This is a genomic window from Novosphingobium mathurense (assembly GCF_900168325.1).
Lineage (GTDB): Bacteria > Pseudomonadota > Alphaproteobacteria > Sphingomonadales > Sphingomonadaceae > Novosphingobium > Novosphingobium mathurense.
This window is the reverse complement of record NZ_FVZE01000011.1, coordinates 36,354-48,743: the sequence shown is the minus strand read 5'-3', so window position 1 is coordinate 48,743 and position 12,390 is coordinate 36,354. Positions and strand designations below refer to the sequence as shown.

Genomic DNA, 12,390 nt, shown 5'->3' with positions numbered 1-12,390 from the left:
CCCTAATTTTTCAAGCCGGACTGCAGCGTACCGAGATCCAGCAGGCCATCGGTGTCGGCGGGGACAGTGAATTCGAAACCGCGGTCAATTGTGCCGGCGGCGCCGTAGGTTTCTACCAGATAGCGACGTCCCGGCAACAAGTTGGAGATCGCGAAACGGCCTACGGAATTTGTGAAGAAGGGTTGCGGTTCAGGATTTTCATTGTCCTTGACATCCAGAAGCGTGACGCGGCCGCCAATCAGGGAAACTGGCTTTCCAGGCTTGCTTAAAAGGGTGCCAATGGCGCTGGCGAATGCGTCAGTGCCCACGCGCAGCGCATAGCCGCTCTTGTAGGGTGGGCGAACGCGGACCACGCCGGGCCCGGTGTCGTATCCGGCGGGCGGATCTTCGACATCGTACTGGACAGTCTGAGCCGAATAGGACGCCATGGCGTTGTTGACGGCAGCTCCGAGGACACCGCTCTTGCCGATATAGTCGTTGTGAGCCAGCGACTGCCCCGCGACGACCCTGCGTTTGCCCAGGTTCTTGTGGGGTGAGAGCAACATGAAGCTGTCGTTGATGCGCCGTCCTACTCCGAACATTCCCCCAGCGAATGCCAAAGTGGTGCCCACGCGTACCGAAGTTGCATTGACCGCGCCCAGATCCGAGAAGTCGGAACCGTAAGCGGCATGACTGACGGAAGCCTCGAATGTGTTGGCCGCATATGTTGCGTAACCCTGGCCCACGACGTTGTCATCCTGACGCGTCATGATGCCGCCAAAGCCAACGCTGTTGAGCTGGTTGAGGCCGCTTTGGTTGTATGAAACTTCAGCCAGGTTGTTGCGGCTTTCGTATCGTGCCTCCGCCCTGCGTCGATAATCGGGCTGAAACACGAGGCCAATCATGACGCTGAAGCCCGATCCGCGCGACAAGTTCGACGGATATCTTGCGTAATCGACTCCGGCGCGCACAGTCCATTGCCGGTCGATGCGATAATAGGCGGTGGAACCTATCCGATAGCTGTCGCCCAGGCCGCTGCGACCCTTGAGATAGGACGCCGTCGAGGTCGTCATGAAACGCAGATCGAACTGGTGCGTGAACTGGGCGGACACAGACAGGGAGGTGGAATTGATGCCCTCGATGTTGCCCAGTGTCGCGAACTTCGGGGACAGGTAGTCCGCCCTCAATGTGAAGCTGTCGGACAGACCTTCCCGGTCGAAGTAGTGCTCGTAGCTGAGACCCAGGGCAAATCCCTGACCTGCAATCTTGCCGTTGCTGGCCCCTCCGTCGAGGAGCACCCGGCCCGCGTTGCTGAGCACGAACTGGGTTTGTCCTGTGACAGTCTGAACATCCTTGCTCAGCTGAAGCCCAACGCCGATCGCCGGCCGGTTCACGAAGGCCTTCCGGAAGAAGCCCGTAAAGGCGATCGGACCACCGTACTGGGGCTGCGAGCCGAAAGTGCGGCTTGTGCTGCCGAGAAAGGCGCCATACTCGTAGTCACCCGGATCGAGGTCGATCGGGTCGAGGTATTGCCGATATGCCAGGTTCTGTGTCGCGCCCGAGTTGTCCGTAACCTGGATCGCGATATCGTTGCTGCCGGCGAGCAGCGGCAGGGAACTGAAGTCGTATCGGCCTGGCTGGAGCCGAATTTCCCGGTAAAGCGCCCCGTTGCGCAGGAACCGGACGGTGGATTCGCGTTGCAGGACAAGCTGACGGTTTGACTGCAATACCGCGGATCGGAACGTGTTGAAACGACGCTGCTGCCGCAGCACGCCCACGCCGCCCAACTGCACGTAAGCCTGCTGGCCGCGGATTTCGGGATCCAGATCGCCGACGAAGAAGCGCCGGTAGGATTCCGGCTCATCGTAAACCAGTCGCGCATAGTTGCGCGTGAACTTGTAGCTGCTGTTCGTCAGGCCAAAGCTCTGGCCCAGCTGGGCGGCGCCCTCAAACACCACCTTGCCGAAACGCATGGCGCCATCGAAATTGAGCGTCGGAGGATCTGTCGACTGCGAGTTCCAGACGTATGTCTCCACAGCGCTCAGATTGAGATAGGCCGAGAAACCGGCAGGCTGCAAGGTTATGTCATCGAGGTCGTCGCGCGGCGGCGCAAACAGATCCTGGACCGCGCGCTGTTCGGGCGAAACGTCCACAACGACAACTGCCAGGGTGCTGGGATCGTAGGTTAGCGCAACACCGGTCTGCTCGAGATTCTCGGGGCCGAAATCGGACAGGCCCTTGAGATGTTCGGCAAGTTCCGCACGTGCACCATCGTTGAGAATCGGCTCCATCAGCCGGAGAAAGGCTGTGGAATCGATCAGGAAGCGGTCGTCGGCGGTCAGCCGCATCGGGATATCGCCGAGGCTGCGCCCCATGAAGGTCAAGGGGACCGTCATGTCGATATCGCGTTCGTATGGATTGATGTCGGGACGCCCGTGCGCGCCCATCGGCAGCTGCGGCGCCGAGGGGGTGTCCGCCTGGGGCGAATTGTCCGTTGCCGTAGTAGGTGTCGAGCCGGGAAGAGGTACCGATTGGGACGGGAACGGCTCCGGGAGCGTTCTGGGACCGCTTGTTTCTCCCCCCGCCTGCGAAGAGGCAGGGCCCTGCGGCAGGGGAATTGAGATTTGCGCACTCGCCTTGCCTGCGCAAAGCAGGGCAGGCGCAGTGGCAGAACACAGCAATGCGCGTGTGAAGTGTCTCACTTGGCGAAAGTCAACTTGATTGGCCCGGGTCCGAAACCAGGCACAGGGAGGTTGAAGACCCTCTCGCCCATCGCGGCGACGTAGCCGGTCCCGATCGCGCGGTTGAGCTCTTCGGGAGAGATATCGACTCTCAGCCATTTGCCGTCGCGATCGGTGCCTTCGAGGTGCCAACCGAAATTCGCCATCATCGCATGGCGGCGCCCGTCATTGCGGAGCGTCACTTCGACGCCATCCTGCTTGGGCGGGAGTTCGCTCGATCCCGGAGGAGCCGGCGGCTGATAAAGGGACTGTCGTACCGAGGCGGCCTTGACGTCGGGCTTCGCTCCGGGAGGCGCCACGACTACCAGCGCGCGCATGTTATAGAGAACCTGGACTTGCGCTCCCACGGTATCGCTGGCTCCCGGCGCAAGAGCGACCGGCAATTGTTCCACCGAGACATAGAAGGCTTGCGAGGTGGCGAGTTCCGGGTTCCCCACCCATTGCAGGCGAATGACCTGTCGACCGCCCGGGGGCAATGCGCCCTGGGGAGGGAAGATCAGAAACTGGTCGTCGCCCGGGGTCTCGACGATGTCACCGTTCTTGTCGATGTTCATCTCGTAGACGCGGGTCTGAAACGCAAGATTGCCGGGGTTGATGTTCTGAACTTCGACGCGGGCGACCGCATCGCTTCCGCGCGATTCCATTTCGAGAACCATAGGCGATACGCGCATCGCCAGCGCAGGCGACGTGGTGAATGCCAGAGCAGCCAATGCCATGAGCAGGCCGCCAGAACGGCGACATAATGCGATCGATACTGCCATGATTCTCACTGCCTTCGATTTACCGGGTGTCTCGCGAACTTATGAAGAGAGGGGAAAGATCGCTCCTTCCCCTCGCTTCATTCTTGAGCTGCTTGATCAGAGAGCGCGCAGCGTCAGGGTGGTGGTGCCGCTGTAGGTGCCGGCGACCAGACCCTTGTTCACGACCGGAGCCGTGATCGCGATGTTCATGGCCGAGCGCCATGCGCCCTGCTGCTTGGTCTTCGACAGATCGTTCGAGCCGACGTTCAGCGACTGCGCCGAACCACCAGCGACCGAGTTCACGGCAACGCCAGTCCAGGAAGCATTCACGGTGTAGGGAATGTTGGCCTGGAATTCGTTGGTGTCGTAGCCGCCGGCGGCGGAGTTCACGAGGCCATTGACGTCGTTCTTGGCAATTTCGACTTCGTTGTTGAAGTTGCAGCCGGCGGTCAGCGATTCGATGTTGGCAGTGGCCGGGCCGACCATCTCGAAAGCCGAGTTGACGTTCTCGTTGTTGCCGGTGCGCACGCCGATCACGCCGAAGTCGATGTTGCGCGCGTTCGAGTTGTTACCCGAGTAGAACGAGCAGTCCTTGTTGACCGAACCCGAGAGGTTGAACACGACATCGACCTGCGGAGTGGCGGTTTCGCTGTCGCTGGGGGCATCGGCGTAGGACGTGTAACGGGTGCCGAAACCGAACGCGACGGCGCCATCGGCAGCTTCCTGAGCCGAAGGGATGAACCATACCGGACGGGTATTCGAAGGATTGGTAGCCGTACCAACGAACGGCAGGCCAGCATAGTGGCGCTGGGCGGTCTGGGCAAAGGCAGGCGAAACGGCGCCGACGAGAGCGACGGCGGCAACTGCGCCGCAAAGAATCTTCTTCATGTCCGAACTTCCTTTTCTCTTCCGCTCCTGTCGACTGGCAGGGATGCGGCATGACTTTTGCACCGGGCTTCAGGGGAACCGGCGGAACAGCGGTGCCTGCTCCGTCGGGTCTGATCCGGGGGGGTGGCCCCAGGCAGAAATGGCTAGATGGGCGAGACCGTGATCGTGATGGTCTCGGAATAGGAACCGGCCAGAAGACCGGCCTCACCGGAAGGCGTCCCAAGCTCGACATCCAGGACCATGCCATCCGTGGCAATGCCGCCGTCGCTGGAAATGACGCCGCCTGCTTGCAGCTGCCTGCTGTTGAACGACCGGGAAACGGTCCGCGCCGCCGGATAACGAACGGGCATCTCGACGGCGATATTGTATGGCAATGCACCGCCATACGGTCCCTGACCGTTCGGCATGCTCGAATGGGTCAGAGCCCCATGGGCACCCTTGATCGTCATTGTAAATGGCACATTGCAGTCAAGATCGACCCTTGCGCGAATGCCCAGGCCGCGCCGGTTCAGATCTCCGAAATCCATGTCCGCGATGTTTCCGATCGCGCAATGATCACGGATCACGCCTCTGACGGCTATGTCCAGGGACCGGGCATTCTCAACCTCCGCCGCACTGGCAGGCACGGCAAGCGCGCTGGTTGCCAGCGCGATAAGCAGTAAACGCATTGATCGCCCCTCTCATGAGCCGAAGCGGCTCGACTTTCCGGACTTCAACTTCCCAAGCGTCCCCACGCTTATGAAAATCGCCGTCCGTCGTTAGCTAACGCTATCTAACTAAAGATATTTCGATTCGCACTATCCAAAATGGAGGGATTGTCGAATTCACAGCATGCGAACTTCGCGACATATCCGAGATTCGAAAGTAAATTGAGATAATTCAGGTGTTTATGATTTTCAGGGACTGGTTTCAGACATGGCCGGCCCAAGTCGTCCGTATCGAAACGAGACATAGCCTATCCGGGCATTTAACTTTCGTTAGTTCGCTCCCGGCAGGAAAGGGAATTGCGCTCTAACTCCACGGCGAACGATTGCGTAAACGCTGTCGATCCCGCAGATTTACTGGAGACCAGGTTCCAAATGCCGTGGGCGGAAACTTAAGGCCAATTATGGAATCGACACGCCATTGACGCGCAACTTCTTCTTGCCCGATCGGATTAGTTCGTTCTGGAGCGCAATCTTTGCCGGCTCGTCACTTCGCTGGCCGACGGGATGGCGAGGGCGTGGCAATCAGCCGCTCGCCCGTCGAAGGGATGAGGTCCCGGTACATCGTCGAGCATAAGGGTCTGCGGCAACCGGTTGGACTCACGCAGGACCTGTTTGCCGCCGAAGATGAGCGGTCCGGTTGCTGTCGCTTTCCCGCGGCAGCTGGTCGCGATCGCTGCGAAAAGGCTTCTGGTTGATTGACAACCGCGAGTCACCCCACTTATAGTTTAGCGGTAAATTGACCGATCGCTCGCGACGATCAGGCACAAAGGGACAGGCAAGTGTCAGGCACAAGAGATCTTTCCGCAGGCGCGCAAACGGCTTCCGCAAGCGGGTCAGGCCGCCGCACTTCGTCATCGACCGGAAAGAGACCCGCAGACCTCATGCTGCGGCGAGGAGCAATTGGAATGGTGAAAGACTCGAATCCGCCGAAGCTGCCCGGCCTCGGCAGGCGTCCCAAGAAGCTGTTTCGTGCCATCGCGCTTGCGGGCGCAGCGGCCATGGCGGCGGTTTCGCCGCTGAGCGCGAAGGCGCCGGCCCGGACGCCCGTGGCTGCGAGCGCCCGGTCCGTCCCGCAGGCAGAGCATCAGCAGATGAACATGATCTTCGTGCTGGTCGACGATTTGCGCTTCGATGCCATGGGCTTCCTGACGCCGGGCCTTCAGACGCCCAATATCGACTACCTCGCCAGGAACGGGACGTATTTTCCCAATGCCGTGGTGACATCCTCGCTCTGCAGCCCGAGCCGGGCCACCATCCTGACCGGTGAAACCGCGCGCAACCACGGCGTGATCGACAACAGCAATTCGAGCGAGAAGGGCCTGACCTTCTTCCCGAGCTATCTGCAACAGGCAGGCTACCAGACCGCCTTCTTCGGCAAATGGCACATGGGCGATGCCACCGATGCACCCCGGCCCGGCTTCGATCGGTGGGTCAGTTTCGCGGGGCAGGGCACTTATTGGCCGACGGAACGGCTCTCGCCCGCCGAAGTGGCGGCGGGCAAGCGCCAGCAGCTCAACGTCGACGGCACGCACGTCAACCGCACGGGTTACATCACCGACGAACTGACCGATTATGCGCTCGACTGGCTCAAGCAGGGACGCGACCGGAGCCGCCCGTTCTTCCTCTACCTGAGCCACAAGGCGGTCCACTCCGACCCGGAGCCGCCGCTGCGCTACAAGGATCAGTACGCGGACCTGAAGGTGACGCTGCCAGCTTCGGCGGCCAACACGCCGGAAAACAATGCGGGCAAGCCGGTCTGGGTGCGAAACCAGCGCAACAGCTGGCACGGCATCGACTTTCCGTATCATACCGACCGGAAAATGACCGACTACCTGCGCGACTATTACGCAACGCTTTCCCCCGTCGACGAGAGCCTCGGCAAGATCCTGCATTACCTGCGCGACAACGGTCTGGAGCGGAACACGATGGTCGTGTTCTATTCGGACAACGGTTTCATGGTCGGCGATCATGGCCTGATCGACAAGCGCAACGCCTATGAACCGTCGGTGCGCGTGCCGTTGCTGGTATACGCGCCCGGAACCATTCCCGCCGGTGCGGTCAACCAGGCGCTGGTGCGCAACCTGGATCTGGCGCCAACCTTTCTCGATGCAGCAGGCGTTGCCAAGCCCGCGCAGATGGAAGGCAGCAGCTTCCTGTCGCTCGCCGAGGGCAAGACGGCCGCAAAGGACTGGAACCCGGGCGACTTCGTCTACGAGTACTACTGGGATGTGTCCTTCCCGCAGACGCCGACCACTTTTGCGATCGAGCGCGATGGGATGAAGTATATCCAGTACCACGGTATCTGGGACATCGAGGAACTCTACGATGTGCGTCATGACCCGGAGGAAATGCACAACCTGATCGACGATCCGAAGCATCTCGAAACCAAGGTCACCTTGCGAAAGGCGTTGTTCGATCAGCTTGCCAACAGGCAGGGCGAGCATCACATTCCCTATACCGAGAAGTTCAGCGAAGGTATCGTCAAACGCAATGTCGATGGGCCGCACGCGGCGGACTTCCCCGCCGACTGGTACACGAAGCCCAACCTGCCCACGGCCTTCAACGGCTATTATCGCGACACGCCCGAGAAGCTGAAGGCGGACGAGGAAGGCAAGACCTACATCCCCGGTGGGCGGTCCGGAGAATGAGGCGGGGCGGGATCAATCGCAGGCAGGTTCTTTCCGGCGCTGCTGCGCTCGCGTTCGCCACGAAAGTGTCCGGCGCGACGTGGAACGATGGCGAGGCGCGTCCCAACATCCTGTGGATCGTGAGTGAAGACAACAATCCCTTCATCGGGGCTTACGGCGATCCGATCGCACGCACGCCGGTGCTGGACCGCCTCGCGGGCGAAGGGATCCTCTATCGCAATGTCTATTCCAACGCACCGGTCTGCGCGCCGTCGCGCTTCGGCATTCTCACCGGGGTGTACCCGGAGAGCTGCGGTCCCGCCGGGCACATGCGCGCCCTTGCGCATGTGCCCGAGGAGATCCGGACCTATCCCGAACTGATGCGCGAAGCAGGTTACTTCTGCACGAACAACGCGAAGACCGACTACAATTGCGACGTTGACCCACAGGCGATCTGGGACCGCCAGGGCCATGACGCGCACTGGCGCGACCGTCCTGAGGGCAAGCCGTTCCTTTCGGTCTTCAATCTCATGACCACGCATGAATCGCGCATTTTCAAGCCGACGGATGGCGATGTGACGCCCGCCGACGTGCGCGTCCCGGCCTACCTTCCCGACTTGCCGGAGATACGGCAGGATTTCGCCAGCTACTACAACCTGATGACGCGGATGGACGGTGAAGTCGGCGCACGGCTTGGAGAACTCGAGGCGGACGGTCTCGCCGAGGACACGATCGTTTTCTACTACTCGGACAACGGCGGGGTCATGCCGCGGTCCAAGCGCTATTGCTATGACGAAGGCCTGCGCTGCGCGATGATCGTGCGCGTGCCTGCGAAGTTTGCGCATCTTTCGCCCAACCCGCCGGGCAGCGTCGAAGAAAGCCCGGTCAGTTTTATCGACCTCGCGCCGACGGTGCTGTCGCTCGCAGGACGGAAATCCCCCGCCACCATGCAGGGCCACGCGTTCCTTGGACGGCAGTGCGCGCCGGCCCGGCAATATGCCTTCGGCATGCGCAATCGCATGGACGAACGTTACGACTTCGTGCGCACGGTTACCGACGGGCGCTTTCGCTATATCCGCAACTATGCGCCGCACCGTCCCTGCGGCCAGCATCAGGCCTTCGCGTGGTTGGCCAAGGGCTATCAGGCTTACGAGCGGGCCTGGCTGGCCGGGGAGTGCAACGCTGCCCAGTCGCGCTTCTTCGAGCCACGGGGCTACGAGGAGTTCTACGACCTTGAAAGCGATCCGGACGAGGTGCACAACCTTGCCGGGGATCCGGCATTCAGCAGGCAGTTGGCGGAAATGAGCCGCGCGCTCGACGCACAGATGATCGCCATTAACGACAACGGGTTCATTGCCGAGGGAATGGCCGGCGAAGGCTATGACGCGAGCCGTGAGCACGGGGCCTATCCCTTGCCGGCCATCATGGCGCTGGCGGCATCGGCAGCAAGGGCGGACGCCGCTCAGGCAAGCCATTTCGGGTCGCTTCTGACGCACGCCGATCCGCTGATGCGCTACTGGGCGGCAACGGGTCTGCTGATCCTCGGGGAAGCTGCCAGTGCAGCCGCGCAGGCAATCGGTGCGGCCCTGCAGGCCGAACAGGTCCCGCAGGTTCGCGTCGTTCTGGCCGAAGCGGCAACCCACGTCGGGATGGGACGACAGGGCGTCGACGCTCTGGTCGCGTTGCTCGGCAAGGATCAGTCCGATGCGGTTCGGCTGCAGGCGATCAACGCGCTGACCTATGTCGCCCCGGCGCTGGCACGTGCGGCGATGCCCGCGATCGTGCAGGCCAAGGAAGACGCTTATATGTTCGTGCGCAATTGCGCGATCTACCTCGAGGCAGTGCTGCTGGGACGGTACGAACCCTCGATGAAAATCTTCGACATGAACTCTCTGCCGAGCAAGACTGGAGCCGGCGAATGAGCAGGAAGGCACTTTTCGCCCTGGCTGGTGCCGTCAGCATGGTTGGCCTGACCGGATGCGCAACCGTCGACGCCCCTTCTTCGTCCCTCGCCAGAGTCGAGCCGCGCGAGGCCTCTCGTCCCAATGTGGTGGTGATCCTGGTCGACGACCTGCCGTGGACGGACGTCTCGATCAATCGGGCGGGAACGATCAGGACGCCCAACATCGACAGTATCGGCGAGCAGGGCGTCAATTTCTCCGCCGGCTACGTCACCGCATCGATTTGCGCCGTGTCCCGCGCAGGGCTGCTGAGCGGACGCATGCCGATGCGCTACGGCTTCATGTACAACATCGTCGATCGTGGCAACGAGAATGCCGGGGCGGGCCTGCCGACGGACGTTCCGACCATCGCGGAGCGCCTGAAGCCACAAGGGTATCGCACGGCCGCCTTCGGCAAATGGCATCAGGGTGCCGATCCCCAGTTCTATCCGACGCGGCGGGGCTTCGACGAGTTCTTCGGCTTTCTGGCCGGAGAGACGATCTACGCCGATCCCGATACGCCCGGCATCGTCACCACGCCCACCAAGGCGGACCGTTACGAACCCCGGGAGCGCGAGGGCGGCGGACGTCTGTTCGACGGGCCCGAAATGAAGATCGTCGAGCAACCGCATCAGTACCTCACCGAGACGATCACCGAACGCACCGTCGACTTCATCAAGCGCAGCGCCGCCAGCAAGCAGCCCTTCTTCACCTATGTGGCCTACAATGCGCCGCACTGGCCGATGCAGGTCCCGCAAACCTACTATGATCGTCACAGCGAGATCGTGGACCCGGTGCGCCGCACTTACGTGGCCATGATCGATGCGCTCGATGTCGGCGTGGGCCGCATTCTCAAGACGCTGGGCGACGAAGGGGTTCGCGACAACACGCTGGTGATTTTCCTGTCGGACAACGGGTGCCCGGTTCAATTCGGGTATTGCGATGCCCATCACCCGTGGGGCGCAGGCAAATTCACGTACCTGGAAGGGGGAACGCGCGTGCCGTTCATGATGTCCTGGCCTGCCGGGCTCAAGACGCGCGGCACCATCGATGCGCCGGTGAGTTCGCTGGACATCGCGCCGACCATCCTCGACGCCGTGGCCCCGGATACTCCGATCCCGGGCGAGCTTGAGGGCATCGACCTGCTGGACACGATTGCCGCGCCGAACAGCGCGCCCCGCACGCTGATGTGGGACCAGCGGCCGGTCCGCGTCATCCGCGAGGGGCGTTACAAGCTGTGGCACTCGGACGATTGGAAGCAGACGCACCTCTACGACATCGTGGCCGATCCGTGGGAGCGGAACGACCTGGCCGCCCGGCAGCCAGAGCGCGTGCGTGCGATGAAAGAGCGCGTCGACGCCTTCGATGCGACCCTGCCTGAGCCGCTATGGCCGATCCATTCGACGCGCGAGATCATCATCAACGGCCGCAAGACCGAATTCGTCTATTGACCGCGATCAGGGCGTGAAGCGCGAAATCCGTCAGTTGCTGCGCGGCGGCTGACGGGTTCCCCCCTGTCGGCCATACGCACGACGAGGTTTCTGGCAAGCGCAGCATGCTTTGCCATATGGCATCATATGGTGTATATAGTGCCATATGGAGAAATGCCATGCTGGCTCTTGAACCCATTGATACAGTCCGCGGGTCTTTCCGGCCCGATCCGATTACCCAGGATGAAGCGGCGGCGATGTTCCGCGCCGTGCTGAACCTGTTCGGCAAATGGGACCTGACCGACGAGCAGGCGGCGACGCTGCTCGACATGCCGGTGCGCAGCTATCGGCGCTGGAAGGCGCAAGGGCCGGGCCGCATCTCGCGCGACGGCGCGACGCGGCTCTCGAACCTGATGGGCATACACAAGGCGCTCAGGATCATCTTTTCCGAAGCGGGGCGCGGCTATGCCTGGGTCAGGGCGGGCAACGCCGCCTTTGCCGGAGCGAGCGCGCTCGATGTCATGCTCGGCGGAGAGTTGACCGACATCATGCGGGTGCGCCGCTATCTCGATGCCGAACGCGGCGCCTGGTGACCGATCCGAAGGCTTTGCAGGTTACGCGGGTCGAGTGGAAAGGTGCGGTCCGCATCATCCGCAGGACCTTTCCCCCCATCGACCTGTTCGAGGATATTGCCGATCCCGCAGATTGGCCGCTGCTGCTCTCGGCAGAACAGAAAACCAATCCGCGGATCATGGCGACGATCGGCAATCTCGATCTTGTGCCGGTTGAGCGCCGGGTCGGCGGTCACGGCGCGTCCTACCTGATGGCGCCGTTCACCCACGTCAGCACCGATCGTGCAAGCCGCTTCACCGATGGCAGCTACGGTGTCCTCTATGTCGGCAATTCGTTCGAAACCGCGCTGTTCGAGACGATCCATCACCATGCCCGGTTCATGGCCCGCACCGCCGAAGCGCCGGGATGGACCTCGCAGTTCCGTGAGATCGTCCTGACAGTGGGCGCAAACTTGCACGATCTCAGGCCGGGCGCCGCGCAATGTCCTGCCCTCGATCCCGATAGCTATACCGCATCGCAGGGTATCGCGTCCGCGCTCAAGGCTGCCGGTTGCGATGGCATCGTCTATCCCAGTATCCGGCATGACGGCGGCGAATGCGTCGGCCTGTTCTACCCCGATGGCGCTTCCGATCCCGTCCAGGGACGACACCTCGATTATCACTGGAATGGCACCAGCGTCGATCTGGTGCGCGATGCGGGATCCGGCGAGGTCTTCCGTGTCGTGAGCACGGCCTGAGGCCGGCAACAGATCCGGTCGCCCCCCTG

At 61.9% G+C, this 12,390-nt stretch carries 9 protein-coding genes; 5 read left to right on the top strand and 4 right to left on the bottom strand.

All coding sequences use genetic code 11. The features are described 5' to 3' along the window. Window positions 1-2 precede the first annotated feature (2 nt). The 4 genes from B5483_RS20555 to B5483_RS20540 form a co-directional block, all read right to left on the bottom strand. The gene (locus tag B5483_RS20555; RefSeq protein WP_079731786.1) at window positions 3-2,426 is read right to left on the bottom strand and encodes a fimbria/pilus outer membrane usher protein; all 2,424 of its coding nucleotides are present in this window, start codon (window positions 2,424-2,426) and stop codon (window positions 3-5) included. A 251-nt stretch (window positions 2,427-2,677) separates the two neighbouring features. Continuing rightward, a complete protein-coding gene (locus tag B5483_RS20550; protein WP_245829455.1) occupies window positions 2,678-3,436 on the bottom strand; it encodes a fimbrial biogenesis chaperone in 759 nt (252 codons plus the stop codon). Between the two features lie 141 nt (window positions 3,437-3,577). After that, window positions 3,578-4,348, bottom strand: coding sequence for a hypothetical protein (locus tag B5483_RS20545; RefSeq protein WP_245829453.1), 771 nt, complete (start codon window positions 4,346-4,348; stop codon window positions 3,578-3,580). Window positions 4,349-4,491: 143 nt separating this feature from the next. Beyond that, window positions 4,492-5,016 (bottom strand): hypothetical protein, encoded by a 525-nt coding sequence (locus tag B5483_RS20540; protein ID WP_079731783.1) that lies wholly within the window; start codon window positions 5,014-5,016, stop codon window positions 4,492-4,494. Between the two features lie 944 nt (window positions 5,017-5,960). Here B5483_RS20540 and B5483_RS20535 point away from each other — a divergent pair. The 5 genes from B5483_RS20535 (at window position 5,961) to B5483_RS20515 (ending at window position 12,361) form a co-directional block, all read left to right on the top strand. Beyond that, window positions 5,961-7,703 carry a sulfatase family protein gene (locus B5483_RS20535; protein ID WP_245829451.1) on the top strand — a complete coding sequence of 581 codons (1,743 nt, stop codon included), beginning with the start codon at window positions 5,961-5,963 and terminating at the stop codon, window positions 7,701-7,703. Continuing rightward, window positions 7,700-9,604, top strand: a complete 1,905-nt coding sequence (locus tag B5483_RS20530; RefSeq protein WP_079731782.1) for a sulfatase family protein — start codon at window positions 7,700-7,702, stop codon at window positions 9,602-9,604. The genes B5483_RS20535 and B5483_RS20530 overlap by 4 nt, the downstream gene beginning before the upstream one ends. Next, window positions 9,601-11,073 (top strand): sulfatase family protein, encoded by a 1,473-nt coding sequence (locus B5483_RS20525; RefSeq protein ID WP_079731781.1) that lies wholly within the window; start codon window positions 9,601-9,603, stop codon window positions 11,071-11,073. The genes B5483_RS20530 and B5483_RS20525 overlap by 4 nt, the downstream gene beginning before the upstream one ends. A 158-nt stretch (window positions 11,074-11,231) precedes the next feature. Beyond that, the gene (locus B5483_RS20520; RefSeq protein WP_079731780.1) at window positions 11,232-11,645 is read left to right on the top strand and encodes an MbcA/ParS/Xre antitoxin family protein; all 414 of its coding nucleotides are present in this window, start codon (window positions 11,232-11,234) and stop codon (window positions 11,643-11,645) included. Beyond that, a complete protein-coding gene (locus B5483_RS20515; RefSeq protein ID WP_079731779.1) occupies window positions 11,642-12,361 on the top strand; it encodes an RES family NAD+ phosphorylase in 720 nt (239 codons plus the stop codon). The genes B5483_RS20520 and B5483_RS20515 overlap by 4 nt, the downstream gene beginning before the upstream one ends. The last annotated feature ends 29 nt before the right edge of the window (window positions 12,362-12,390 follow it).